Below are 23,954 nucleotides of genomic sequence, written 5' to 3'. Positions count from 1 at the left end.
CCGCACCGACAAAGGGAATAGCACGTGGGTATTAGACTACTGATCAACTTGGCAAGATTCGTTGCCACATATGTGATTGCAACGGTTGCAGTGTTCCTATTCATGCGAGCGATTCCTGGAGATCCCGCCCAGATCGCACTGGGCGTGAACGCTACCCCGGAGCTATTGGCCAAAACTCGTGCCGAGTTCGGTACGGACAGGCCGCTAATAGTCCAGTACTTCGATTGGGCGCTGGGGTTGCCTGCCGGAGACTTCGGCACCTCCTATGTCACGCGGCAAGACATCAGTCCGCTGATTATCGACCGGGTGCAGGTCAGCCTGATTTTGGTCCTGCTGGCAATGATCCTCGCCTTGGCTATTGCGATTCCCTTCGGAACTTTCGCGGCAGTCAAGCACCGCAATCCAAGCGGCATCATTGTCAGCGGCATCAGTCAGATAGGTGTGGCTATTCCCAACTTCCTCGCCGGTATCTTGCTGGTGGTTGTCTTTGCAGTGGGGCTCGGCTGGCTTCCGGCCAATGGGTGGACACCGCCCGGTGAGGACTTCGCAGATTTCATCTCCCGTGTGATCCTGCCTGTGCTCGCTTTGGCCTCCGTACAGGGAGCCATCCTGACCCGCTATGTCCGTTCCGCAGTAATGGAAGTGATGAGCGAGGACTACCTGCGGACGGCTCGGTCCAAAGGGCTGGGGAAGCTCGAATCGCTGGTCAAGCACGGGTTGCGCAACGCTTCGATACCGGTCTTAACCGTGACGAGCGTCCAGTTGGCGGCATTGATCATCGGTGCGGTGGTCATAGAACGGGTGTTTGTCATCCCGGGGCTGGGATCCATGCTGCTCGACGCGGTCGGCAACCGCGATCTTCTTACCGTGCAATCGGTAGTCATGGTGCTCGTAGCGATTACCTTGATCATCAACCTGGTCGTTGACGTGCTGTACACGATCCTGGATCCACGCATTCGAAAGGGCGCGTAATGTCTGCAGAACCGGTAATCGCTCCAAGCACCCGCCGTAAGCTCTCCGCGACACTGCTGGTAGGCAGCATTCTCGTGGCTACGGTGGTGCTTGCCGCGCTCATCTCCTTCGTCTGGACCCCTTTCGACCCGGTACAGGCAGTTCCCCAAGATCGCTTGCAAGGATCCAGCGCCACCCATCTGATGGGCACCGACAGGTACGGACGCGACGTATTCTCGGGAATCCTGTACGGCGCACGCATTACGTTGCTCGTGGGTTTGGTTGCAGTAGGCATCGCACTGGTCATTGGCACACCGCTGGGGATCCTGGCTGGAATGCGTGGTGGCATCACCGAGGAAGTCACCATGCGCGGCGCAGATATTCTCCTCGCTTTTCCTGCGCTGCTGGTAGCGATCATGTTCGGAGCAGTATTCGGAGCTAGCACTTTTACAGCCATGCTCGCGATCGGCATTGGCTCGATCCCCGGCTTTGCGCGTGTTGCGCGAAGCGGCACCCTGCAAGTGATGAGCACCGAGTACATCATGGCCGCCAAGGCATCGAGCCAGAGCAGCTGGCGTATCGCACGGCGCCATGTGCTGCCTAATATCATCGGCATGGTTGTAGTGCAGTGCTCGGTATCGTTTGCCATCGCTGTACTTGCCGAAGCGGCCTTGTCCTTCCTTGGCTTGGGCACTCCGCCACCGGTCCCATCCTGGGGCCGAATGCTCCAGGAATCACAGCAGTTCCTCGGGACGTTCCCGATGCTTGCCGTCTGGCCGGGCGCAGCCATTGCCGTTGCAGTGCTGGGCTTTACATTGCTTGGTGACGGCCTGCGTGATCGGTTCGATCCGAAACTGAATGGAGAACGGTAATCCATGGATAAGAAACTAGCTGCCGACACCCTGATAGATGTTCAGGACCTGACAATCAGCACCAAGCAACGCACACTAGTCTCGAACTTTAATCTGCGCATGAAGCCGGGCGATCGCGTAGGACTGATTGGCGAATCCGGTTCCGGAAAGTCGATGACCACCTCCGCCCTCATGGGGTTGCTCCCGGAAGGAGTCAGTGCCAGCGGAACCATCCAGTTCGCGGGCCACCCGCGGAATCTGGTAGAGGCAACCGACAAGGAAATGCAAAGAATCCGCGGCAAGGATATGAGCATGGTCTTCCAGGAACCGCTCACCGCGTTGAATCCGTTGATGAAGGTCGGGCCGCAGGTCGCGGAAATCATGATCAGCCATAAGACCGCTGCCTCAAAATCAGCGGCCCAGGCTCGTGCGGTGAAACTGCTCGAATCGGTCAAGTTGCCGGATCCGGCACGGGCCGCGCGTTCATATCCGCACCAGCTGTCCGGCGGCCAACGACAGCGCGCCATGCTCGCAATGGCACTGGCCAATAACCCGGGTCTGTTGCTCTGCGATGAACCGACCACGGCATTGGATGTAACGGTACAGCGACAGGTTCTGGATCTGATTCTGGAATCGGTCCAGGAACGTGGAACTGGCCTGCTGTTTATCACGCATGACCTTTCGGTTGTCGCCAATGTGTGCGACCGAGTACTGGTGATGAACAACGGCCAAGTCGTTGAAGAAGGCGATACCAGCGAGGTATTCAGCAATCCGCAGCACCCTTATACCCGAGGCCTGTTGGCCGCGTCCGATCTGAACGCCACAGATGCCGATGGACGACTGTTCACTGTATCTTCGGCCGCTGCCTACATCCCTCCGTCGGCCGAAACGCAAGCGGCTCCGGAAGCGGTTGTCGAGGAAATCAAGCCTGTCCAAGAACACAGCCAATCCCCAGCGGACAGCGCCGTAGAACCGTCCGCGCTGATTAGTGTCAAAGACCTGACCCGAATCTACCCTGTTGGACGCTCATCGCTCTTCGGGAAGCGCTCCGAAGTTCATGCCTTGAAAGGTGTTTCCTTCGATGTTGCTGCTGGTCAGCGTTTTGGCGTCGTCGGTGAATCAGGTTCCGGGAAATCCACCTTGCTGCGCATCCTGGCAGGTTTGGACCAACCAACTTCGGGCAGCGTCCGTGTGGCCGGAAGCGAGGTTGCCGGGGCCAGAGAACGGGACCTGGTCCAGCTGCGCCAGCAGCTGCAGATCGTTTTCCAGGACCCCATGGGATCGCTGGATCCGCGGATGCGCGTCCGGGACATCATCGCTGAACCCCTGCTTGTTCCAGGGCAAAAGGCGGATAGCGCCAAGCACCGGAAGATGGTCGCGGAAATGCTCGGATCAGTGGGACTGCCTGCTGACGCTGCCGACCGCTTCCCACACCAATTCTCCGGTGGCCAGCGCCAGCGAATTTCAATTGCTCGCGCGCTGATCTGCGAGCCTCGAGTGCTGGTGGCTGACGAACCAGTTAGCGCACTGGATGTCTCCGTCCGGGCTCAAGTGCTGAATCTGCTTTCGGATCTGGTCGATGACTACCAGCTGACCCTCGTTTTCGTCTCCCACGATCTAGGCGTGGTGCGTTATATCTGCGACAACGTCGTGGTGATGAACGAAGGACGGATCGTCGAAAGCGGAACCACGGAACAAATCTATGAGAATCCGCAACACGCCTATACGCGCACTTTGGTGAATTCTTCTATGTCCCTGCGCAGCGAACTGGCACTTCGCTAGTACTGCATTTTTACTTGAGAGGTCCTCATGTCCCAGATTTCCGAACACACCACCGCACTGCACCAACTTTCAGCACGGGAACTGCATGCAGCCTATGCCGCAAAGGAAATCTCGCCGGTGGATGTCGCCAACTCGGTCATCCAACGGGTCCAGGAACGAGAACCGGTACTTAACGCGATGTACCAGTTCGATCCGGTGGACGTACTGAGCCAGGCTCGCGAAAGCGAACAACGCTGGGCCAGCGGAACAGAGCTCGGTCCACTGGACGGAGTGCCGGCAACGGTCAAGGAAAATATTGCCCGCAAGGGCATCCCGATGCCTTCGGGAACTGCCTTGTCCAACCCCAAGATTCCAACGCAGAACTCGCCGGTCACTGATCGAATTCTTGAAGCAGGTGCCATCCTCGTCGGCTCGACGACGATGCCGGACTGGGGCATGCTCTCATCGGGAGTATCCAGCCTGCACGGAGTATCGCGTAGTGCCTGGAACCCCGAATGGACCACTGGCGGCTCCAGTGCGGGTGCGGGATCAGCTGCCGCGGCGGGATACGGGCCGCTTCACGTAGGTACCGACATTGGCGGTTCCATCCGCCTGCCCGGAGGCTGGCAGGGCCTTGCAACACTGAAGCCAAGCGCGGGACTGATTCCCCTGGATGTGCCGTACATTGGCCGCGCTGCAGGTCCGATGGGACGTACCGTGGATGACATTGCTCTTTTCATGTCGGTCCTCGGACAGCCGGATATCCGGGACTACACGGCACGGGCCTACCCTGACATGGAGTGGCGGTCAAAGCTTGGCAGCGTCCAAGGGATGAAAATCGGACTTCAGCTCAAGGCAAATGCCGGAGCCGCTGTCGATCCCGAGGTCCTCTCGGCGGTGCAGTCGGTTGCGGAAGTATTTGCACAGGACGGCGCCATCGTGGAAGAGCTGCCGCCGTTCATCGACCAAGGCATGCTTGACCGGCTTGACTGCTTCTGGCGTACCCGGTCCTGGGCAGATTACCGCGACCTGCACGAAAGCGAACAGGCGAAGGTTTTGGACTATATCGTGCGCTGGTGCGAGGGCGGAGCCAAGTTCGATGGCGCCGACACGATCAGGAATTTCGGTGCGATCGACCAGATGCAGAAGGCGACCATCGCGGCCACCTCAGGGTATGACCTCATCATCTCTCCAGTTTCACCTATGGCTGCTTTCCCGGCGGAACAGCCGATGCCGGTGGTGGATCCTGACGCTACCATGTGCCATATCGCGTTCACCGCCCCGTACAACATGTCCGGACAGCCCGCGGCTACCGTCAATTGCGGATTCACTGCCGAGGGCAAACCCATCGGCGTGCAGCTGGCCGGGGCAGTAGGAACGGATGATGCTGTGCTTCGCGCGGCCAACTGGTATGAAGCGGCCCGGCCGCACAGCGCCACTCCGCAGTGGTCAGCCTTGGACTGAGCATCCGGCACCAAAAAGGGTGCAGCAACCGTCGTGATTGCTGCGCCCTGTGTGCTGAAGTCCAGTGACAGTACTTCGGAGGATTCACGTCGTCTGCCCGAAGGAAGCCAACGCGGCAAGTGCATTCCGGTCATCTTCGTTCAGCAGGTGTCCGTAGTATTCAAACAGGCTGCTGCGGGCAAGATGCTCGGCCAGGTGCGCATCCTGATTCTGGATTGCCAAGAAGACCTCGTGATGATGGTCCAGAGTACGTTGCATCAGAGCCTCGTCATCAGCGCTTTGCTCAATGCTGGAGGTGATGAGCTGCTCGATGGAGTGGCGAACTGCTTCCCCGGTAATTTGCAGCAACGCATGGCCGCTCGCTTGCGCGATCACGTCATGGAAATCGAGGTCGGCTTGGCTGAACGCGCTTTGGCTTTGCGAACGCGCCGCCCGCATCCGTGCCATCGCCTTTTCGAGCTTCAACAAGTCCGCCTCGGAACGTCGCGTAGCGGCCAGGGAATTGGCCGAAGATTCCATGGTCATGCGGTAAATGAGCAGATCCGCGAGGCTCGACGCCGAGGTCGTAGCCAGGCGGCTGATCATCTTGCGCAATGGGGCTGAGGTTGGAGAGAGGACTACTGCTCCGCGCGGATCGCCCGGTCGCGAGGCAATGATCCCGTTGCTTTCCAGTACTCGCATCGCTTCCCGGACTGATGAGCGGCTTACCTCGAACTGGGTCACCAGCTCGCGCTCTCCAGGAAGCCGGTCCCCGATTTTCAGCTCTCCGTTTAGCACTTGGTTCTCGATGCGACTGACAATGGCTTCAAATGCGCGCGTTTTCGTAGCTGCTGGAACCTGAGGTGTCTGAGGCATCTTCAGTTGCTTTCCTGATGGTCGTCTGTGCGGTGAATCCTTGGCAGCGTCGCCTAATTCGGCGGCGTGTAACGACCATCGATGGCGGTCCAACCACCATCGACGGTGAGCACCGAACCAGTCACGAAGCTCGAAGCCTGCGAAGCGAGATAGACGATGGCTCCAGCCATTTCCTCTGGCCTGGCCCAGCGGCCCAAAGCACTCTTCTGGGCATAGGCATCGTACCAGTCGGGAATGGCCTTAATTTGCGCGGTCAGCGGGGTTTCGACAACTCCCGGGGCAACCACATTGACCCTCACGCCCTGTGGCCCGAATTCTGCGGCCGCGGTTCGGACTAGCTGGACCAGTGCCGACTTCGTGGCTGCATAGACGCTTTGCCCGGGCTCAACCACCGACGCGCGAATTGATGCGATACCGATAATGGACCCGCCGCCATTGGCTGCCAGCCGGGGAGCGAAGGCTTGGATCAGGCCGAATGAAGCCTTCAGATTCAAGTTAACGACGCGGTCGAATTCTTCCATCGTGTAGTCCACGATGCGCTTTCGGACATTCGTGGCGGCGGTGAACACCAGGGCTGCGATGTCGCTGAATTCTTTTGAGACGGCCTGAACGGCTTGGTTATCCAAGACATCAAGTTCGACAACTGTTGAACTTCCGCGAAGCTTATCGGCAGTCTCCTGCGCGGTGCCGGCATCGCGGTCGGCGCAAATCACGTGTGCGCCGTGCGCATCCAGTGCCAGAGCCGCTTCTCGGCCGATGCCACTGCCTGCACCAATCACCATGACTCGCTGGCCGGCGAATCGGAATAGCTCGGTGTAATCCATTGTGCTGTCCTTCGTTTGTATTGCTTCGTTCTAGGGGCGGATGATGGCCATCCGGGTGACCGTGAATTCTTCCATTGCGAAGCGGGGGCCTTCTCGTCCGATGCCGGAATCCTTTACGCCTCCATAGGGCATGATGTCAGACCTGAAACCGGGAATTTCATTAACTACGACCCCTCCGACTTCCAACTCGTCGATGGCCCTGAACGCGGTCTTCAGCGACTTGCTGAAGATGGCTGCCTGCAGGCCGTACCGTGAGTCGTTCACCTGCGCAAAAGCTGCATCGAGGTCGGGGACGGTGCGCAAGCAAATGACAGGACCGAATATTTCCTCGCACCATAGTTCTGCATCGGTCGGGACGTTACTCAGAACCGTAGGCTGGATGGATTCCCCCAGCAGATCCCCGCCAGACAGTACCTGTGCTCCGAGCTGCTTTGCCTTCCCGACCCATGACATGACGCGTTCGGTGGATGTCTTGTTGATCAACGGGGCCACCCGGGTCTTCTCCGAACGTGGGTCGCCCACAACTATTTCGCCAATGCGCGCCAACAGCTTTCGCTGGAAGTCGCCGGCAATTTTCTCATCGAGCAGTACCCGCTGGACAGAGATGCAGGCTTGACCGTTGGCGTAGAATCCACCGCGCAGCACGGCATCAACTGCTGCCGGGATATCGGCGTCTTCGGCCACGATGAAACCCGTGTTGGACCCCAGCTCCAGCACTGCCTTGCGAGGCGCCGCGTTCTTGGCAATCTGGTGGCCGACTGCCGCGGAACCGGTGAAGGAGACCACTGCGGAGCGCGGATCAGCGACCAATGTTTCGCCGACGTCGATGCCGCCCGTGACCAGTTGGACCGCTGCGGCACTGACCTCATGGGAGGCCAGCGCTTCGCGAATCAGGTGCACAGCCCACAAAGTGGATAAGGGTGTATTCGGAGCTGGCTTGATGATGATGGGGCATCCGGCCGCCAGCGCCGGTGCGAGCTTATGGCTGGCCAAGAGCAATGGGTAATTGAAACCGGCAATGCCGATCACTATCCCTGCAGGCTTGCGGGTCCAGTACCCGATCATTCCATCGCCGCTGGCCTGCAAATCCAAGGGAACTGTTTCGCCGCGCAAGCGGGCGACTTCCTCCGCGGCCGCGGCCCATGTGGTCAAGGTACGCGCAACTTCGACTCGGCAGTCCACGAGGGGTTTGCCAGTTTCAAGGACCAGCAATTGCTCAAGCTCTTCGCGATGCTCGCACATCTTCTGATGGACGGCCAAGAGTATTGATCGCCGGGTCCCGGTGCTCAGCTTCTCGACTTCCTTGGCGACACTTTGGGCAGCATCCAGAGCCTGGCTGGCCAAAGCCACAGAGCCTACAGGCGCGTGCGCAACTACTGAGCCATCGAAAGGGAAGATGACCGGGACTGTTTCCGCACAGGGCATCCATCCATCACCGATGGGCAATCCCTCAGGGTAAGCAACTGAGTGCAAAGACATCGTTCCTGCTTTCGAGTTGGAGCTAGAGTTATTCCTGCTGGTCTGACCAGTAGATGTCCAAAGCTAATCAGTGATCTAGCTCGCAGTCAACGGGTTTGAAGAAAATGATCCGTTCACACGTCTCAATCGTTGAATTCATTGACATTTGATGAATATCGGGGAACAGTAAAGCCCATTGATCCCTTTTGGGATACCGAGATTTCATATACCCGAGCACAGGCGGTGGCGATGGCTTTTGACTGGAGAAGCAACGTTTCGCTGGCGAGGGAAACTGCTGGGGTCATCAGCGAACGTGTTTTCCTCGGACGGTATTTGCCGGGACAAGTTTTGGTGCAGCAACGGCTCTCCGAGGAACTGGGCGTCAGCCGGACACCCTTGCGTGAAGCGTTGGCATTACTTGAGTACGAAGGCTTGCTCCAGCTCGATTCTTCCGGGCGAGCCACCGTAACGATCATGGATGCAGCCGACCTGCGTGAAGCACTGGATTTCCGTGAACTGCTGGAGTCGGCCGCCTGCGATGTGGCCATCCGCCGTATTTCGCCATCCATGATCACCGATTTGCACCAAGCTTTGAGCAACCCGGAAACCGCAACCCCGAATAGTGCCTCAAAGGTGCATCTGTTGCTGCTGAATTCCTCGGGCAATCGATACTTTCAAGGGTTCTCGACCCTTGTCCGGATGACCGAGGAGGTGCATTTGCCTGCCACCGCGTGTTACGCGGCAATTGCGGCCAAACTGCGGATACTCCAACGAGGCATCCTGGAACATCTAGCCGAAGCCGACGGACAAGCCACGCAACGTCAAGTGCATGAATACTTCAACGAACTTCGCAATCACCTAGCCGCTAATGAAAGGCCCGCCCAATGAAAACCTACAGCGTTGCAGCGATTCCCGGAGATGGGATCGGTCCCGAAGTCATGAGCGGAACACTCAACGTTCTTGCTGCAGCGCAGAAGCAGTTTGGGTTCTCGATCGATCTGACTACTTATAATGCAGGAGCCAAGCATTACCTGCAGACCGGTGAGCTCTGGAACCCGCAACTAACTGAAGAGCTGCGTGGACACGATGCCATTCTCTTTGGTGCGATGGGAGACCCCGCCGTTCAGCCGGGCATTCTTGAACGCGGGTTTATCCTGGCGATGCGCCAAGAATTCGAACAGGCGGTCAACCTGCGCCCCGTCAAGCTCTATCCAGGAGTCGCTACGCCTATTGCCGGGCTGACCCCGGAACGTTGCGATTTGGTGATCGTCCGTGAAAATACCGAAGGAGCCTACGTCGGCCAAGGCTCAACAATCCACGCAAATACGCCGCAGACCGTAGCGGTCCAGGAATCAGTCAATACTCGGCAGGGGATCTCGCGAGTAGTGGAATACTCCTTCAAACTGGCTATGAGCCGACGCAAGAAGCTCACCTTGTGCCATAAGAAGAACATACTTATCGAAGCAGGGAAGCTCTGGCAGGACGTCATTGACCAAGTCTCTGAGCTCTATCCCGAAGTGGAAGTCGACTATGTCCATGTCGATGCCATGTGCTTCCACCTCCCGGTTTCGCCAGAACGATTCGATGTCGTGGTTACCGACAACCTCTTCGGAGACATCATCACGGATCTCGGGGCGGTCATTCAGGGAGGCCTGGGAGTCGCAGCAAGCGCGAACCTCAACCTTGATGGCGGAGCACCGAGCATGTTCGAAGCCATCCATGGGTCGGCACCCGACATTGCAGGAAAGGGCTGGGCCAATCCAGTCGGCGCGATCCTGTCAGGTGCGATGATGCTTGCGCATCTAGGCGAGGAGCGGGCCGCGTTGGCCATCGAATCTGCTGCAGTGAGCGTGGTGCGAGAGCTTCCTGCGCTAGCTGGACCGGGCATGGGGAAGAACACCACTGGCATAGCAGAGGATATTGCTCGGCTGATTTCCGATGATTTCGAAACGGTTTCGGGGTTGTCAGTGATGAAAAGCCTATCCGCGGCACGATGACTTCCGGCCAATGGATTGTCTGCACGCCGTTGTCACCTAAAAGTGCCGTACGGTTAGTTTTCTAGACACAGTCCGGTCAACTGTTTCTCATAGATTGGCCAATCATGGGACGGCTGTTTATGGCGATCGGGGATTCCTTCACCGAAGGCGTGGGGGACTGGGAGCCCAGGCTGCCCAACGGGGTGCGCGGCTGGGCAGACCGCGTGGCCAAGCAGCTGTCCAAAGCGGATCCCGAATGGCAGTACGTGAATCTGGGCATCCGCAGCCGCCGGCTCAAATCGATCATCGACGAGCAGATCCCCGTGGCCTTGGAACTCAAGCCGGAGGTGATCACCTTCTATGCCGGAGGCAATGACATCCTCGAATTCCGCAAGGACATGAAGGAATTCCTGGCTGAATATGCCCGAGCCGTCGAAGCCCTGGTCTCCACGGGCGCCAAGGTCTTGTTGTTCACCGGGTTCGATATCCCGGTTCACCCGGTGCTCGCCCCGTTCAAGCGGCGCAACTGGCGGTTCAACGAGTGCGTGCGCCAGCTGGCCGAACGGCATCCGGAATCGGTGGTGCTCGTGGACTACTGGAATTGGGAAGCCTACCGGGACAAGCGCATGTGGGATATCGACAAGCTGCATATGAACCGTGCGGGCCATCGCTATATGGCCATCCGGATCCTGGAGATCCTCGGTTATCCGCACCAGCTGGTTTTCGATCCCTTTGGCGCTGCGGACCGGGTCGGCTTCTGGCAGGCCACGCAACGTGATGTGGAGTGGCTGCGGCAATGGGTGCTGCCGATGTTCGGGCGGCGCATGCGCGGCATTACCCTCGGCGACCAGTTGCAACCCCGCTGGCCTGAGCCGATGTATCCGGCACAAGGGATGAAAAAGCAATTCCGCAAGCGCCGCAAATCAGAAGAGTCGCGGCACCTGCGGAATTCCGAGCTTGGCTAGCGGCTCAGCCGGCAGGGTTCTCCATTGCTTCGGGGCTCATCCACGCGATTTCCCAGACGTGCCCGTCCGGGTCCTGTACGGCTGCCTGGTACATGCCCGGGAAGGGCTCATCCGCCGGGCGGTAGATGCTGCCGCCACCAGCCTCGGCACGGGCGACGAAGTCGTCGACGCCTTCGCGTGTTTCCGCAGAGATGGCATTGAGCGTTTCGCGCACGCCATTTCCGAGTGCCGGCTGATCGCCGTTGACCAGGAAGCTGGAGAAGAACTCCTGGCGCAGCACCATCACGAAGATGTTCTCGTCGATGATCCAGGAGGTGGCGTTCTCATCGGAGAACGTGGGGTTCTTGGTAAACCCCAGAGCCTCGTAGAACTTGTCGGCTCTGGCTAGATCTGCAGTTGGCAGGTTGACGAAAATCATTTGTCCCATGGGTGGCTCGCTTCTGCGTAGGTGGGAATTCCTCTGTGCAAAAACAACTTTGCTGGACGCATGAACTCAGTGCAAGAGCTTGGGGTGAATTGCCTGCATAATAAAACAAGATCCCGCCGGGACGCGCCATGAGGTGCGGCCGAGCGGGACCTTGAATCAAACCCTTGGTTTATTCAGGGCTTCGGGCAATCAGACGGAGGCTAGATCAGCGCCTTGGTGATTTCCAGCGGGATGCGATCGCGGGTGTAGGTGATGTGGTCATAGCCATGGGGCTCCGGCTTTCCATCTTCGCCGATGTTCACGAAGACGATCTTCTCGATGGTCAGGATCGATTCCTGGGTGAAGATGTTGCGCACCTCTGCGCGCAGGGTGATCGAGGTCCGGCCGAAGTCGATGGCGGTCAGGCCCATCTCGATCAAGTCACCTTCCTTAGCGGAGGCAATGAAGTTGATCTCGGACATGAACTTGGTGACAACGTGCTTGTTGCCCAGCTGGATGATCGAATAGATCGCAGCTTCTTCATCGATCCAGCGCAACAGGCTGCCGCCGAACAGCGTGCCGTTTGCGTTCAAGTCTTCTGGGCGGACCCACTTGCGCGTATGAAAAGTAATACCCTTAGCCATACACAAAATGCTAAGTCAGGCGGAGGACTTTGCGCTGTTAGTTGCTCCACAATGTCGGGGAAAACACAAGGGGATCCCTATTGAGCCAGGTGTGCAAGCCTGTTCGAGACCGGGACTTTGTGCCGCTGACTCGATGCTTCCCTCCAGTACGCGGCGACCGCGAGGTGCCAAGCGCCGAAGCTGTTGATAAGGTCAAATCAAGCAGCATGGACCAATGGCCACAAGATCCAAGGCAGGTGAAAATGACCTATCCTTCGGAAGGGAATAACGAAACTATTCCTACCGACTTCGACGACGTCGTTCAGCAGGTTTCAACCGGAGAGCTGGAGCATGATCGCATCGATGCCTTGCTCAAGGAAGCCCATGAGCGCTATGCGGATGTCGATGAAGGATTGCTGGCCCACTACATTCCGATCCTGGGTCAAGCCGACCCCAACCTCTTCGGCATCGCCATGTCCCACGTGGGCGGCTCGGTCCACACGGTCGGCGATTGCAGCCATCTCTTCTCTATCCAGTCGATCTCCAAGATGTTCGTCTATGCGCTCGTAGTCCAAGAGCACGGCCGCGAGGTTGTCCGGGACCGCATCGGTGTGAATAACACCGGTATGCCGTTCAACTCTGTCATGGCAGTGGAACTGAACAACGGTCTGCCGATGAATCCGATGGTCAATGCCGGTGCCATCGCCACCACCTCGCTGATGCCGGGGAAGACGGCAGCCAAGAAATGGGAGAACGTGCGTGAAGGGCTCTCGGCCTTCGCCGGCCGCTCGCTGAGCCTGGACGACGAGGTCTACCATTCCGAGTCGTTGGCCAACGAGCGGAACAAGGCCCTGGGACATTTGCTCAAGAGCTACGGCCGGTTGGATGGCGATCCCTATGATGCGGTGGATGTCTACACCAAGCAGTGCTCGCTGAACATCAACGCGCACGACCTGGCCATCATGGGTGCGACATTGGCTGACGGCGGCGTGAACCCGGTGACCGGGAAGCGTGTTGTGGATGCTGATGTTTGCCGTGACACCTTGGCGACAGTTGCCTCCAACGGTTTGTACGAGCGCTCGGGTGAATGGCTGTTTGAAATCGGTATCCCGGCGAAATCAGGTGTTTCCGGTGGCATCGTCGCGGTGGCTCCGGGCAAGGGTGCAATTGGCGCGTTCTCTCCACCATTGGATATGGCGGGGAACTCGGTGCGGGCGCAGCTTGCCATCGGGCAGCTTTCGCGCGCCATGGGCCTCAACCTTTTCGCCTCAGCCCCTGACCGGGACAGCTGATTCCGAGAATTTCGTAGTTTATCCAATGAGGTGGATTGATTCGCTAACTAGCTAAAGTTTGCTAGACAAGCGGTTAGGTCTTGCTGACTTGTGTCCGCCATCCGGAGCATGGGTGTTGCAAGGTCTGGAAAATTCCCGTTAAATAGGGCTTCCCACCTGCTGGTTAGGAAAAATTGCCAGTACCTTGAGTGTACCTCTGCGCAATAGTTGCAGTGCGTCATTTCGAGGGACCTGATGGTTGTCACGGCATGTGAAGTGGCGGGGTTGAAAAACCTACTAAACAAGCTTTACTTAAAGTGTGTGTCACTGGGGGCACGTGAACTTTGAGGATGCGTATTTCATGAGGAAAGTAACCAAGGCAACCATCGCCGCAGTCGCTGCCGGAGCGCTGCTCCTCGGCGGTGCCGGCACAATTGCACGCTGGCAGGCACAGCAGACCATCGATGCAGGCACTGTCGAAACCGGCCATTTGAATTTGACGACGAGCGGAACCGGCACCTGGCAGGACGTCAGCAATCCAGCTGCGCCTGAGCCATTCGACCCGACGACGCAGCAGATCGTTCCTGGCGATGTCGTTGCGTTCAGCCAGACCGCCACCATCGATGCCGAAGGCAAGAACATTGCCGGATCACTCAGCGTCGACCAGGCGGCAACGAATCTCGGTGCGCTGGAAGGGTATGCGACCGTCGAGCTGCAGGTCGATGCGTCAGCTCCGGGTATCACTGAAGAAGCCGACGGAACGCTGACTTTCGCCGAGCCGGGTACCTACACGGTTCCATTCCTGATCACGATCACCTTTAACGAAGGCGGAGTGGGAGACACCCCGCCATCAACCTACGACCAGCCGCTGGATCTTGAAGCCTTGACCTTGACCCTGGATCAAGTCCGCGCGTAACCGCGGAACGTGGATCGGCCGGTGCATGCCAAAACCCCTGAAGTTCGCCTTGGTCGCGGCCGTGCTCTTGCTGCTGGGTATCAGCGCGCAAGGGACGGCCGCTACGTGGCGCGCAGAAAGCACGGTGGATCCGCCAAGCTTGAGGACGGGATCGCTGGCATTGCTGGCCGGTGGCGAAACGGAGCACCAGTTCGCCAATCTCTCCGGCAGCGAGCTGATCCCCGGAGCATTCACGCAGGCATCACTGGTGATCAGCAATGCAGGCACAGTTGATTTGTCGTATCAGCTGGACGGAGCGGTGAATGCGACCACTTCGCCCACCGCTGCTGATCGGGCGCTGTCCAGCGCATTGCAACTGAGCATCTACACCGGCATGGACCAGAAAGCCTGCGACGATGACCAGCCGTTGTCCGGGGAGCAGCTGTACACCGGTTCTCTGGGCGCCTCCGCTTCGTTCGCAGCGCCCAGAGTGCTGCGCGCAGAACCTGCAATGGCGACGGAGACCTTGTGTGTTCGTGTTTCGGTTCCCTCAGGGGCACCGGAAGCAGCTTCCGGCGGGAAAATGGCGCTCGAACTGGGGTTTGCGGGGCAGCAGCGATGACAGCAGGCAACCGTATCCGGAATAGAGGACAGCAGGAGCGCACCGGGATCTGGTGGTGGTGCGGGCAGGTGCTTTCCTGGCTGGTGCTGTTCACCGTTCTTGCCTTGATTGCGATCATGATTGTGATCCCGAAATTGGGAGGGGCGACAGCATTTACGGTGCTGACCGGATCCATGAGGCCGCATTTGCCTCCCGGGACTTTGGCAGTGGTGAAGCCGATTGACCCGGAGCAGTTGCGCATAGGCGATGTTGCCACGTACCAGCTGGAATCGGGGGAGCCGGAAGTCGTCACGCACCGGGTGTCCGCCATCGGCGCGAGCCTGGGCGGGGAAGCACAATTCATCTTTCGCGGGGATGCGAACAACACCGATGACGAGCCGGTGCAACCCGAGCAGATCCGGGGCAAGCTCTGGTATTCCGTCCCCTACCTCGGATACGTGAACAGCGCCCTGTCAATCCAGCAGAGAACCTGGTTGACCTGGATCGCAGCTGGCGGATTGATCGTGTATTCGCTGGTGATGTTTGTCGGAGCATGGCGTGAGCGCCGAAGGAAGGAGCTGCGATGAAGCTTCGTGTGCTTGCCGCCGGTGCTGCCATGGTGGCAGCCCTTCCCGGAGTGGTGATCTTCTGGGCAGCTCCCGCCTCGGGCGCGGAAACGGAACAGGGCCTGAGCTACAGCTTGGACGGCCAAGCCTATTCCGATGTCCCTCCGCCGGTATTCGAGGGCATCCCGGCTTTGGTGCCAGGCGATGAATCCACGAGGTATTTGTGGATCCGCAACGACCGTGAGTCGGATATCGAAGTTCGCATCCGGCCGGTCGAGCCTGAAGCATCAACCAGGATCTATTTCGAAACAGCCGGTGCCTCCGTCGTCCGGCTGGAACCGGACCAAGCTGCGGAAATTGGGCTGCAGGTCGGACTGCCTTGGTCGTCGGGAAATGGGCCGCAGGGCCAGCAGGTGCCTTCGCTGCAGGTGCGCATCGATGCAGTCGAAGTGGCAGGCAGTGATGGGCCAGCACCAGATCCATCGCAGCCGCCGCGCGATGAGGAGCCGCCAGACGGCGATGAGCCGAGGGAAGAATCGCCGCAATCGGATCCCCGAGAACGGCACGATGACCTGGCAGACACCGGATCCAACGGTGCATCTTTGCTTGCGGCTGCAGGCATCGTGGGCCTCGCGGGCTTGGTGCTGCTGGCCGTGCGGCGCAAGAATCAAAATGAACTTGAAGCGGATGGAGTGGAACGATGAGCGACCTTTCAATGCGCGTCAAGGCAATTTTGTCCTTGGGCATCCTCGTGGGATTCGGCGCCGTCTCGACGCTGGCCTCGTGGACCGGGGAGGCGACGGCTACCTCGGATATCAGCACGGCCACCGTTACGCTGGGAGTTGGCGCCACCTCGGGTACCGCCACCACGGCCAGCTACCAGATGCCCATCACCGGCAACAACCTGTTTCCCGGATCGACATCGGCATCCGTAGTGACCGTGAAGAACACCGGATCCATCTCGGCACCTTACGTCTTCGCTGGACGAATCACCGGATCGGGCAGTACCGCGCTGGGGACGGCGCTCAATATCGTTGTGAAAACTGGTGCCACGGTCAGCGGCAGCGGCTCCAGCGTCACCTGCTCGGGCGGTACCGCGCTGCTGACAAAAAACGCTGGCTCCCAGTTCGGCAGTGCCACGGCCTCCAGGCCCTTGGCCTCCGGAGGCAGCGAAACCCTGTGTGTCCAGTACTCGCTGCCGGTGACTGCCTCAAATACGCTTCAGGGGGCCACGACGACAATCGCCATGGACTTCACCTCGACGGTGGGATCCTGAGATGGAGTTCAACCGAACCGAAGTCCGCATAGGATCCTCGTTGACGCTGTTCCAGCGCATCGTGCTGAATGCCTGCGCCGTTGCGGGGACCCTGTGCCTTGTCATGGCCGTGCTGGCTCTGGCACTCGGAATCAAGCCACTGGTTTTTGCTTCGGGTTCCATGGGACCGGGCATTCCCACAGGTTCTCTTGGCATGGCCGTGCCCATGGCTGCCCAGGACGCCGCGATTGGCGATGTGGTCTCGGTCGTCAATGGCCAGGGGCAGCGGATCACGCATCGGGTTATCGAGCAGGCTCCGGGCGGACTGGTGCTCAAGGGGGATGCCAATTCGGTTCCAGATGTGGAAGCATACCCGGTGGATCAGGTAGACCGGTTGATTTTCAGCGCCCCATTACTGGGGTATGCGGTGACCTGGCTCAGCCAGCCGTGGGTGTATTTCCTTGGCGGCCTGTTGTGCGCGTACGTGTTGTTCATTGCCTTCCGACGCGATGGCCGCCGACATGGGAAGGCCGGACCGCCACGCGCAGACGGTCCGGAGACTGCAAGCGCGCCGCCTGGCCAAGCGCCGGGCGAAACGCCGACGGCGAAACGGGCCTCCAACAGCTCACGGGTGATCGCCGTACTCGCTGTGGCGGCATTGCTGGGCACGATCGCCCTGCAGGGGCCGAAAGCCGAAGTTACCCAGGCGGCGTTCACCGGTTCAGCCACCGCATCATCCGCCGTCCGCGCCAATACGGTGCCGCCGGCAACAGGAACGCTGGCCTGTACCGAGTCCGGCCTGGTGCTGACCACTGCCACGGTCTCCTGGCCAGCCCAGACGCTGCCGCCTGGTGCTCGTCTGGTACTAAGGCTGCAGACCGGCACTTCCACTTTCTCGTATACGAATGTGGCGTCCGGAGCCACGTCCGCGGCCTACGGGCCAGGACTCAATTTGCTCGGGCTCGTCACATCAGGGGGATCCATGACGATGGAACTGAAGCTGCTGGTCGTCTACACGACCGATAACAATGCCGTCACGGAAACAGGCAGCAATATCGGGTGGAGCGCCCCAGCAGCTACCTCGCCTACGCGGACGATCGTCTACCATCCCGGGCTGCTGCTCGCCAGGGACTTCACCTGCGCTTAAGGCTTCCGCGAGGGCCCATTGCCTGAGACGGCCGTGGCGTCGGCAACCTGCTGGGCGAAGGAGTCCAGCAGCATTGACAGGCCTAGCTCGAAGGTTGCCCGAGAACGGTTGCTGTCGGGCAGGTCAGCGTCCAAGGCCTCTCTGAAATAGCTCGACGACTGCGCATTTGCTTCCCACACGATCTTCGGTGCCGCCGCGTCCAACGCTGAACCTAGCACGAAAGAGTCGACGATCGTGATGGCCTGCAGCCGCTGCTTCGGTTCGAATCCAGCCAGCGCAAAAGCTTCGGCCAGCGCGTCGTAGACCCGCAGGGTGGTGCTGTCGCGAACCGTATGACTGGTCAGCAACGGGATCAGCCGCGGGTGCTGGGAGTATGAGGCCCAGTATTCCGTGGCAATATCCCGCACGGCTTCCTGCCAGGAGACGTTGCCCAGGTCGGGCAGTCGGATTTCAGCCATGGCCCGCCCGCGCATCAACTCGATGATTTCTCCCTTTCCCTGCACGTGGTTGTACAGCGACGAGGCCGAGACCGAAAGAGCCTTGGCCAATTGCGGCAGGGTGAACTCGCCGTGGGCATCAACGAGCTGGAGCGCTGCCTCAGCGATCGCGGTAGGGCTGAGCTTCGGCTTGGAGGGCCTGGCCATGAGTTCTCCTGATATTGAAGGTTCTGGATAGAGCTTACACAAATAAACGAAAGTCATTCGTTAAATCCCTTGCGCAGGAGTCGGGGCGGGCTGTAATCTGTAAACGAATCACATTCGTTTTATCGATGGAGCTCAGGCATGAAGGAAATAGTCACCTTGACTCCGCCGGCCTCTTTGGCCCGCGTGGACGCCGTCGAGCGCGGCGAGATCACCATCGCTCTGGTCCAGCACTGCTGGCACGAAGACCCGCAGGAGCTGCGCAGCGAACTGGAGGACGGCATCGCCCGTGCGGCCAAGCATGGCGCGCGCATCGTTTTCCTGCCGGAGCTGACGTTGAGCAAGTACCCGGCCTTCGTAGTTCCCAACCCGGACGCGGCTGATGAGTCCGCAGAAGATCTGGAGACCGGGCCGACAGTGGCCTTCGCCCGCGACATGGCCGCCAAGTACCAATTGCACGTGCACATCTCGCTGTTCCGCAAGGCCCCGGCCGCCGACGGGCTGGGATTGAACACGGCGGTGGTGCTCTCCCCGGAGGGCGAGATTGTGGCGCTGACGAACAAGCTGCACATCCCGCGCACCGCCGGGTACTACGAGGACAAGTACTTCCGCGAGGGGCCCAACGAGGATCCCTACCCGGTCCACAAGATCGAAGCCTTGGACGGCCTGGCCATGGGCCTGCCCACCTGCTGGGACGAGTGGTTCAGCGAGCCGCCGCGCATCTATTCGCTGGCCGGGGCCGACCTGCTGGCCTACCCGACAGCCATCGGTTCCGAACCGGACCACCCGGACTTCGATACCGAACCGCTGTGGCGCCAAACCATTATCGGCAACGGCATCGCCAACGGGCTGTTCATGGTGGTGCCCAACCGCTGGGGCAACGAGGGTGCACTGGCTTTCTACGGCTCGTCCTTCATCTCCGATCCGTACGGGCGCATCCTGGCCCGCGCCCCGCGCGACGAATCAGCAGTGCTGGTGGCCACCTTGGACCTGGATGCCCGCCGCGACTGGCTCACGCTCTTCCCGTTCCTGCGCACCCGCCGCCCGGAAACCTACGGCGCGCTCACCGAAGCCCGCACCGAGTCCGGCCTGGGAGAACTGGGGCGCGCCCATGCCTGAGTTCGTCATGCCCGCGGAAACCGACCCGCATGAACGCATCTTCATGGCTTTCCCCTCCGGCGGCTACACGCTGGGCGAGAACGAGGAGCAGGCCGAAGCAGCACGGTCCGCGTGGAGCGCAGTGGCCCGCGCCATCAGCGCCTTCACCCCGGTCACGATGGTGGCGGACCCGGCCAGCGAAGCGGCGGCCCGGCGCCACCTGGGCGATGCAGTCGACTATGTCCTGCACCCGCTGGATGATGCCTGGATGCGCGACACAGGCCCGAGCTTCGTGCGCACCCCGGACGGCCAGCTGGCGGCAGTGGACTGGAACTTCAACGGCTGGGGCGCGCAGGAGTGGGCCAGCTGGGACAACGACCGGCTGGTGGCAGGCCACGTCGCGCAGGTTGCAGGTGCGGCGCACATGCGTGCCTCGATCACCAACGAGGGAGGCGGAATCCACGTGGACGGGGAAGGCACGGTTCTGGCCACGCGCAGCGTCCAGCTAGATCCGGGCCGCAATCCGGGGAAGACCGAAGCAGAGATCGAGGCCGAGTTCGCGCGGCTGCTCGGCGCCCGGAAAACCATTTGGCTCGATCGAGGGCTGAGCCGCGACAACGAGGAATTCGGCACGCGCGGGCACGTGGATATTGTCGCCTGCTTCGCCCGGCCCGGTGTCGTGCTCTACCACGACCAGCAGGATCCGCGGCACCCCGACCACGCCATATCGCAGGCGGTGCGCAAACGGCTGGAGCAGTCTACCGATGCCCAGGGACGGGGCCTGGAACTCATTGCCGTGCCCGCGCCGAGAGTGCTGCGCGATGCCGAGGGTTGGGTGGACTATTCCTATATCAACCATCTGGTGACCAATGGCGGGGTAATCGCCTGCAGCTTCGATGACCCCAACGACCAGCAGGCTGCTGGCATCCTGGCTGCCGCCTATCCCGGCCGCCAGGTGGTTGGCGTGGATGCGCGCGAGCTGTTTGCCCGTGGCGGCGGCATCCACTGCATCACCCAGCAGGTGCCCGCAGCTGCACGGGAACAGGCGGCTAGCTAATGCCGGCCGCGCGGCGGCGCTGCAGGAAGACTGGCTTCGCCACCGTGCGGTTCGCCGAGAACTTCGGTTCGGCCGTGCGCCGGCCCAAGGCCAGCTCGGCCAGGTGCTCGCCGATGGCGGGAACGAACTTGAAGCCGTGGCCGCTGAACCCTGCGCCGACGGTGATCGGACCAAGCGAGTCGAGGATGAAGTGCTCGTCCTCGGTATTGGCGTAGGTGCAGGACACCGTCTCATAGCGCGAGGGATCGACCCCTGGAAGCCAGCGTTCCGCGTATTCCTGCAGCCCGCGCAGCTGTTCCCCGCTGGCTTGGTGCGGGCGGTGCTCCGGATCAATGATCTGCCCGGAGCCGTGCCAGCCCACCTTGATGCCTTCGCCGGGGGTGCGCATCCCGTAGACGGGACCGAAGATCCGTGAACCGATTTCCCGGTTCGGGTCCAGGATGTGGTTGAATCCGGGCCAGTGCGCAGGCAGGTCCTTCTGCGCGAAATGCACCGGATGCTCTTCGGTGATGTGGATGGCCGGCAGCCTGAGCGCATCGCCGAGCAGCGACCGGGTCCAGGCGCCCGCGGCGACAATTGCATGCCGGGCCCGGATGCGCGAGCTGGTTCCCCGGTGCTGGACCTGGACCTCGACACAGTCATCGGCAAGCACCTGGAGGCTTGCCACCTGGTGCCCATGCTCCACGGACGCACCCTCGGCAACTGCCAGCTGCTGCAGAGAGGACACCGCGAGGTCGGCGTTGATCTGGCCGCCGGAGGGGATATGCAGGACTTCGGTCTCGAACTTCATGCCAGCGAAACGCTCTTCCGCAGCTTCAAGGGAGAGCAGCTCGCTGCCGAAACCTGCCTGGCCCAGCACCTCGTGCATGGCGCGCTGCGCTTCAACGATTCCGTGATTGACCAATCCGGTGCGCGTCAGGAGCGGCTTGCCGGAGCGTTGCGAGATCTCATCCCACAAGGTATTGGAGCGCTGCAGCAGGCGCAGGTACTCGGGTTCGGCGTAGGCAGGGTTGAAATTGCGGGTGGCCCCGTGCGAAGCGCCTTCCCGATGCTCCGGAGCAAAACGCTCAAGCAGCAGCACCTCGTGTCCGCCAGCGGCCAGGGACCACGCGGCGGCAGAGCCCATCGCCCCGCCGCCAATTACCAGGAAATCCACGTCATTGCGCATTCCTACAGCGTAGAACTCCAGCTGAAGCGTGCTCCATTCAAATGACTCATTGGCCGTGGACTAACGTAATAGTGGACAGCGACGAGGGATAGCGGAGACAGCGTGGAGCAGGGCGTGCAATTAGCGGCGATCATCGGCTTGGCAGCCGCAGTCTTCGTGGGTGCCTCCACGCAGCGTATTTCCGGCATGGGATTCGCACTGGTTTCCTCGCCCTTCCTGGTGATGGTCCTGGGGCCGCACGAAGGTGTCATGCTGGTCAACTTGCTCGGCGCCTGCAGCAGCCTGCTGATCTTTGCGCAGGTTTTCAGGCAGGTCGAATACCGGAAAGTCGCCTTCATGCTCATCCCCGCCATGCTCATGACCATTCCCGGGGCGTGGGTGGCGAACTCGCTGGATGGGCCGTGGCTGAATATCGGCATTTCCTTCATGGTGATCCTCGCGCTGTGCTCCAGCTTCATGATCCGGAACCTCGCCATGGCCCAAAGCAGGGGATTGGCTATTGGAGCAGGAGCCGTCTCCGGATTCATGTCCGTGACTGCCGGGGTCTCCGGTCCAGCCATTGCCGGATATGCGGTAGCCAGCCGCTGGCCGCAAGCCCAATTCGCCATCTCCGTGCAGCTCTATTTCCTGGTGCTGTCCTTGACATCGCTGATCGCCAAGGGCGGCATGCCGCAGTTGCATTGGCAGCAATGGGGCGCCTGCTTCGGAGCGATGGTGCTGGGCATCGTGCTGGGCAATTTTCTCGCCCCGAGGATTCCGCAGAAGTTCAGCCGCGCTTTCGTGGTGCTGATTGCCTTCAGCGGCGCGGTGAGCCTGATGGCCAGCGGCTTGCTCGCGTTGTCCTCGAACTAGCGCAAGGACCGGTTCCGCGCAGGATGGCCGGGCCGCGGACAGTAAACGTTCTTCAATGAAAATGAGAGAATGTACTACGTGCATTCCCAATATCCCGATGTCACTCTCAGCAGGCGAGTCACCGAACTGGACATCGAGCGACGTGCCCTATGGGCCGGCCTGATCTGTTCCCTCTTCGGGCTGGTTGTCGGGCTCATCATCTTCGCCGGTGAACGTCCGCCTCTCTTTGGCGATCTGTCGGTAGGCATTGTTTCAGCCGTCTGTGGTGCTGTCTCGGCCGGAGCCAGCAGCGCCTATGCGTTCCGCACCATGCTCCGGGCCCGCGAGACGTGGCTGAAGAGGATCCCCGCATGGCGCCAGATGGTTACTGCCCTTGGCCTCGTCTTGGTGCACGTAGCCAGCACCATCATGATCATGCTGGTCGTGTTCCACCTGCTCCAACAGGCTTTCTACGGGCTGCATCTGGACGTGCTCGCAGGGGCTCTGGCAGTCAGCGTATCCACGGGCATCAGCGCCTACCTGTCCCTGGAGGCCACCGCGCGGATCAATGCGGAGTCCCTGTCAGTGGTGCTGGGGATCTTCATATGCGCCGGTGTGCTGATCAGCATGCTGCTGGCCGAAGACCAGAACTGGTGGCGGAGCATGTTCTCGTCGCTGGGGACCACGCAAGCCGGCATGGGGTCCTTCTGGACTTTCAATCTCACCCTGGTGATTTCCGGCTTGGTGCTCGCTGCCTTCACCGAGTTCCTGACCCGAGACCTGGTCCGCCTGGCACAGACCTACCGTTGCCGCCCTGCGTTGGAACGCTACAAGATTGCACGCATGGTGCGTCCTCGTCCGAAGCTGGTGCGCTGGTGCCTGCTGCTTGTCTCCATGGGCATTATCGGCATCGGTTTGGTTCCCTTCGACGTGGCCATGGAGGTGCATTCGGCCTTTGTGCAGATGGTCTCGGTAGCCATGATCTTCCTGCTGCTGGGCACTATCGTGCTGCTGCCTGGCTACCCGGTGGTGTTTCATCTGCTGTCCTATGCGGCCATCGGCGCGATCTGGGGCGCCTTCCAGTTGTGGAACCAATGGTCTTATTACAACCTGACCGGTTTCGAGCTGTCGGTGGTGGCCATCATGTTCAGCTGGATCTCGGTCTTCATCCGCACCACCTCGGCCATGACGCAGGATCGCTCCGAACCCCGGACCACCCATTCGCCATCCGAGCTGGACAAGGCCAAGAAGAAGCCAGCGGCCAAGGGCGACTGAGCCTGAATATCCGTC

At 60.3% G+C, this 23,954-nt stretch carries 25 protein-coding genes; 18 read left to right on the top strand and 7 right to left on the bottom strand.

Translation table 11 applies throughout. From position 1 onward, the window contains the following. Positions 1-24 precede the first annotated feature (24 nt). Genes ATK23_RS11470 through ATK23_RS11455 form a run of 4 tightly spaced genes read left to right on the top strand, consistent with a single transcriptional unit; the run spans position 25 to position 5,027 of the window. A complete protein-coding gene (locus ATK23_RS11470; protein WP_066142043.1) occupies positions 25-972 on the top strand; it encodes an ABC transporter permease in 948 nt (315 codons plus the stop codon). After that, complete coding sequence (locus ATK23_RS11465; protein ID WP_066142041.1) at positions 972-1,823, top strand: ABC transporter permease; 852 nt, start codon at positions 972-974, stop codon at positions 1,821-1,823. The genes ATK23_RS11470 and ATK23_RS11465 overlap by 1 nt, the downstream gene beginning before the upstream one ends. Before the next feature lie 3 nt (positions 1,824-1,826). Then, a complete protein-coding gene (locus ATK23_RS11460) occupies positions 1,827-3,584 on the top strand; it encodes a dipeptide ABC transporter ATP-binding protein (RefSeq protein WP_066142038.1) in 1,758 nt (585 codons plus the stop codon). A gap of 27 nt (positions 3,585-3,611) precedes the next feature. Then, the gene (locus ATK23_RS11455; RefSeq protein ID WP_066142034.1) at positions 3,612-5,027 is read left to right on the top strand and encodes an amidase; all 1,416 of its coding nucleotides are present in this window, start codon (positions 3,612-3,614) and stop codon (positions 5,025-5,027) included. An 84-nt stretch (positions 5,028-5,111) separates the two neighbouring features. On the opposite strand, the gene ATK23_RS11450 is transcribed toward ATK23_RS11455, so the two are convergent. The 3 genes from ATK23_RS11450 to ATK23_RS11440 are packed head-to-tail and all read right to left on the bottom strand — an operon-like array spanning position 5,112 to position 8,131. After that, positions 5,112-5,882: a FadR/GntR family transcriptional regulator gene (locus tag ATK23_RS11450; RefSeq protein WP_083515602.1), complete on the bottom strand. Its 771-nt coding sequence runs from the start codon at positions 5,880-5,882 to the stop codon at positions 5,112-5,114. A 53-nt stretch (positions 5,883-5,935) separates the two neighbouring features. Continuing rightward, positions 5,936-6,706, bottom strand: a complete 771-nt coding sequence (locus ATK23_RS11445) for an SDR family NAD(P)-dependent oxidoreductase (protein WP_066142028.1) — start codon at positions 6,704-6,706, stop codon at positions 5,936-5,938. A 30-nt stretch (positions 6,707-6,736) separates the two neighbouring features. Then, positions 6,737-8,131 carry an aldehyde dehydrogenase family protein gene (locus tag ATK23_RS11440; RefSeq protein ID WP_245858510.1) on the bottom strand — a complete coding sequence of 465 codons (1,395 nt, stop codon included), beginning with the start codon at positions 8,129-8,131 and terminating at the stop codon, positions 6,737-6,739. A 192-nt stretch (positions 8,132-8,323) separates the two neighbouring features. Here ATK23_RS11440 and ATK23_RS11435 point away from each other — a divergent pair, with 192 nt between their 5' ends. From ATK23_RS11435 to ATK23_RS11425, 3 genes are all read left to right on the top strand, one after another. Continuing rightward, a complete protein-coding gene (locus tag ATK23_RS11435) occupies positions 8,324-9,052 on the top strand; it encodes a GntR family transcriptional regulator (RefSeq protein ID WP_066142022.1) in 729 nt (242 codons plus the stop codon). Next, complete coding sequence (locus ATK23_RS11430; RefSeq protein WP_066142019.1) at positions 9,049-10,161, top strand: 3-isopropylmalate dehydrogenase; 1,113 nt, start codon at positions 9,049-9,051, stop codon at positions 10,159-10,161. Before ATK23_RS11435 ends, ATK23_RS11430 begins: the two co-directional genes overlap by 4 nt. A 104-nt stretch (positions 10,162-10,265) precedes the next feature. After that, the gene (locus tag ATK23_RS11425; protein ID WP_066142017.1) at positions 10,266-11,105 is read left to right on the top strand and encodes an SGNH/GDSL hydrolase family protein; all 840 of its coding nucleotides are present in this window, start codon (positions 10,266-10,268) and stop codon (positions 11,103-11,105) included. Between the two features lie 4 nt (positions 11,106-11,109). Here ATK23_RS11425 and ATK23_RS11420 read toward each other — a convergent pair whose 3' ends face one another. Both ATK23_RS11420 and ATK23_RS11415 read right to left on the bottom strand, forming a co-directional pair. Further along, on the bottom strand, positions 11,110-11,532 hold the full coding sequence (locus ATK23_RS11420; RefSeq protein WP_066142014.1) for a VOC family protein: 423 nt from the start codon (positions 11,530-11,532) through the stop codon (positions 11,110-11,112). A gap of 200 nt (positions 11,533-11,732) precedes the next feature. Beyond that, positions 11,733-12,155, bottom strand: a complete 423-nt coding sequence (locus ATK23_RS11415; RefSeq protein WP_083515601.1) for an acyl-CoA thioesterase — start codon at positions 12,153-12,155, stop codon at positions 11,733-11,735. A gap of 242 nt (positions 12,156-12,397) precedes the next feature. Between ATK23_RS11415 and glsA the strand changes: the two genes are divergently transcribed. The 7 genes from glsA (at position 12,398) to ATK23_RS11380 (ending at position 17,869) form a co-directional block, all read left to right on the top strand. Then, the gene (gene glsA / locus ATK23_RS11410) at positions 12,398-13,426 is read left to right on the top strand and encodes a glutaminase A (protein WP_066142011.1); all 1,029 of its coding nucleotides are present in this window, start codon (positions 12,398-12,400) and stop codon (positions 13,424-13,426) included. A gap of 340 nt (positions 13,427-13,766) precedes the next feature. Continuing rightward, the gene (locus tag ATK23_RS11405; RefSeq protein WP_052254021.1) at positions 13,767-14,321 is read left to right on the top strand and encodes an alternate-type signal peptide domain-containing protein; all 555 of its coding nucleotides are present in this window, start codon (positions 13,767-13,769) and stop codon (positions 14,319-14,321) included. A gap of 25 nt (positions 14,322-14,346) precedes the next feature. Further along, on the top strand, positions 14,347-14,922 hold the full coding sequence (locus ATK23_RS11400) for a hypothetical protein (protein ID WP_038993122.1): 576 nt from the start codon (positions 14,347-14,349) through the stop codon (positions 14,920-14,922). Continuing rightward, a complete protein-coding gene (locus tag ATK23_RS11395; RefSeq protein WP_038993123.1) occupies positions 14,919-15,488 on the top strand; it encodes a signal peptidase I in 570 nt (189 codons plus the stop codon). The genes ATK23_RS11400 and ATK23_RS11395 overlap by 4 nt, the downstream gene beginning before the upstream one ends. After that, the gene (locus tag ATK23_RS11390) at positions 15,485-16,171 is read left to right on the top strand and encodes an LPXTG cell wall anchor domain-containing protein (RefSeq protein WP_066142007.1); all 687 of its coding nucleotides are present in this window, start codon (positions 15,485-15,487) and stop codon (positions 16,169-16,171) included. Before ATK23_RS11395 ends, ATK23_RS11390 begins: the two co-directional genes overlap by 4 nt. After that, positions 16,168-16,743, top strand: coding sequence for a hypothetical protein (locus ATK23_RS11385; protein WP_066142005.1), 576 nt, complete (start codon positions 16,168-16,170; stop codon positions 16,741-16,743). The genes ATK23_RS11390 and ATK23_RS11385 overlap by 4 nt, the downstream gene beginning before the upstream one ends. 1 nt (position 16,744) lies before the next feature. Beyond that, entirely contained in the window at positions 16,745-17,869 is a 1,125-nt protein-coding gene (locus ATK23_RS11380; RefSeq protein ID WP_066142002.1) for a S24/S26 family peptidase, read from the top strand. On the opposite strand, the gene ATK23_RS11375 is transcribed toward ATK23_RS11380, so the two are convergent. Further along, the gene (locus ATK23_RS11375) at positions 17,866-18,513 is read right to left on the bottom strand and encodes a TetR/AcrR family transcriptional regulator (RefSeq protein ID WP_083515600.1); all 648 of its coding nucleotides are present in this window, start codon (positions 18,511-18,513) and stop codon (positions 17,866-17,868) included. The two genes, ATK23_RS11380 and ATK23_RS11375, sit on opposite strands and share 4 nt — an antisense overlap. A gap of 138 nt (positions 18,514-18,651) precedes the next feature. Between ATK23_RS11375 and ATK23_RS11370 the strand changes: the two genes are divergently transcribed. Further along, positions 18,652-19,629, top strand: a complete 978-nt coding sequence (locus ATK23_RS11370) for a nitrilase-related carbon-nitrogen hydrolase (RefSeq protein WP_066141999.1) — start codon at positions 18,652-18,654, stop codon at positions 19,627-19,629. Further along, positions 19,622-20,665, top strand: a complete 1,044-nt coding sequence (locus ATK23_RS11365) for an agmatine deiminase family protein (protein ID WP_066141996.1) — start codon at positions 19,622-19,624, stop codon at positions 20,663-20,665. Before ATK23_RS11370 ends, ATK23_RS11365 begins: the two co-directional genes overlap by 8 nt. Here ATK23_RS11365 and ATK23_RS11360 read toward each other — a convergent pair. Then, the gene (locus ATK23_RS11360; protein WP_245858382.1) at positions 20,658-21,821 is read right to left on the bottom strand and encodes an FAD-dependent oxidoreductase; all 1,164 of its coding nucleotides are present in this window, start codon (positions 21,819-21,821) and stop codon (positions 20,658-20,660) included. The genes ATK23_RS11365 and ATK23_RS11360 overlap by 8 nt on opposite strands. A gap of 126 nt (positions 21,822-21,947) precedes the next feature. Here ATK23_RS11360 and ATK23_RS11355 point away from each other — a divergent pair, with 126 nt between their 5' ends. Together ATK23_RS11355 and ATK23_RS11350 are read left to right on the top strand one after the other, a co-directional pair. After that, positions 21,948-22,685 carry a sulfite exporter TauE/SafE family protein gene (locus tag ATK23_RS11355; protein WP_152331762.1) on the top strand — a complete coding sequence of 246 codons (738 nt, stop codon included), beginning with the start codon at positions 21,948-21,950 and terminating at the stop codon, positions 22,683-22,685. Between the two features lie 69 nt (positions 22,686-22,754). Beyond that, positions 22,755-23,939 (top strand): hypothetical protein, encoded by a 1,185-nt coding sequence (locus ATK23_RS11350; protein WP_066141990.1) that lies wholly within the window; start codon positions 22,755-22,757, stop codon positions 23,937-23,939. The last annotated feature ends 15 nt before the right edge of the window (positions 23,940-23,954 follow it).

It is taken from the genome of Glutamicibacter nicotianae (genome assembly GCF_002797775.1).
In the GTDB taxonomy this organism is placed as follows: domain Bacteria; phylum Actinomycetota; class Actinomycetes; order Actinomycetales; family Micrococcaceae; genus Glutamicibacter; species Glutamicibacter nicotianae.
Note: the sequence above shows the minus strand (reverse complement) of the source record. Positions and strands in the feature narration are given on the sequence as shown.

Excerpts from the sequence above, each read along its gene's own strand:
- ATK23_RS11465 (WP_066142041.1), top strand. The coding sequence starts at position 972 with ATGTCTGCAGAACCGGTAATCGCTCCAAGCACCCGCCGTAAGCTCTCC.
- ATK23_RS11460 (WP_066142038.1), top strand. The coding sequence starts at position 1,827 with ATGGATAAGAAACTAGCTGCCGACACCCTGATAGATGTTCAGGACCTG.
- ATK23_RS11455 (WP_066142034.1), top strand. The coding sequence starts at position 3,612 with ATGTCCCAGATTTCCGAACACACCACCGCACTGCACCAACTTTCAGCA.
- ATK23_RS11450 (WP_083515602.1), bottom strand. The coding sequence starts at position 5,882 with ATGCCTCAGACACCTCAGGTTCCAGCAGCTACGAAAACGCGCGCATTT.
- ATK23_RS11445 (WP_066142028.1), bottom strand. The coding sequence starts at position 6,706 with ATGGATTACACCGAGCTATTCCGATTCGCCGGCCAGCGAGTCATGGTG.
- ATK23_RS11440 (WP_245858510.1), bottom strand. The coding sequence starts at position 8,131 with ATGCCCTGTGCGGAAACAGTCCCGGTCATCTTCCCTTTCGATGGCTCA.
- ATK23_RS11430 (WP_066142019.1), top strand. The coding sequence starts at position 9,049 with ATGAAAACCTACAGCGTTGCAGCGATTCCCGGAGATGGGATCGGTCCC.
- ATK23_RS11425 (WP_066142017.1), top strand. The coding sequence starts at position 10,266 with ATGGGACGGCTGTTTATGGCGATCGGGGATTCCTTCACCGAAGGCGTG.
- ATK23_RS11420 (WP_066142014.1), bottom strand. The coding sequence starts at position 11,532 with ATGGGACAAATGATTTTCGTCAACCTGCCAACTGCAGATCTAGCCAGA.
- ATK23_RS11415 (WP_083515601.1), bottom strand. The coding sequence starts at position 12,155 with ATGGCTAAGGGTATTACTTTTCATACGCGCAAGTGGGTCCGCCCAGAA.
- glsA (WP_066142011.1), top strand. The coding sequence starts at position 12,398 with ATGACCTATCCTTCGGAAGGGAATAACGAAACTATTCCTACCGACTTC.
- ATK23_RS11405 (WP_052254021.1), top strand. The coding sequence starts at position 13,767 with ATGAGGAAAGTAACCAAGGCAACCATCGCCGCAGTCGCTGCCGGAGCG.
- ATK23_RS11400 (WP_038993122.1), top strand. The coding sequence starts at position 14,347 with ATGCCAAAACCCCTGAAGTTCGCCTTGGTCGCGGCCGTGCTCTTGCTG.
- ATK23_RS11395 (WP_038993123.1), top strand. The coding sequence starts at position 14,919 with ATGACAGCAGGCAACCGTATCCGGAATAGAGGACAGCAGGAGCGCACC.
- ATK23_RS11390 (WP_066142007.1), top strand. The coding sequence starts at position 15,485 with ATGAAGCTTCGTGTGCTTGCCGCCGGTGCTGCCATGGTGGCAGCCCTT.
- ATK23_RS11385 (WP_066142005.1), top strand. The coding sequence starts at position 16,168 with ATGAGCGACCTTTCAATGCGCGTCAAGGCAATTTTGTCCTTGGGCATC.
- ATK23_RS11380 (WP_066142002.1), top strand. The coding sequence starts at position 16,745 with ATGGAGTTCAACCGAACCGAAGTCCGCATAGGATCCTCGTTGACGCTG.
- ATK23_RS11375 (WP_083515600.1), bottom strand. The coding sequence starts at position 18,513 with ATGGCCAGGCCCTCCAAGCCGAAGCTCAGCCCTACCGCGATCGCTGAG.
- ATK23_RS11370 (WP_066141999.1), top strand. The coding sequence starts at position 18,652 with ATGAAGGAAATAGTCACCTTGACTCCGCCGGCCTCTTTGGCCCGCGTG.
- ATK23_RS11365 (WP_066141996.1), top strand. The coding sequence starts at position 19,622 with ATGCCTGAGTTCGTCATGCCCGCGGAAACCGACCCGCATGAACGCATC.
- ATK23_RS11350 (WP_066141990.1), top strand. The coding sequence starts at position 22,755 with ATGTACTACGTGCATTCCCAATATCCCGATGTCACTCTCAGCAGGCGA.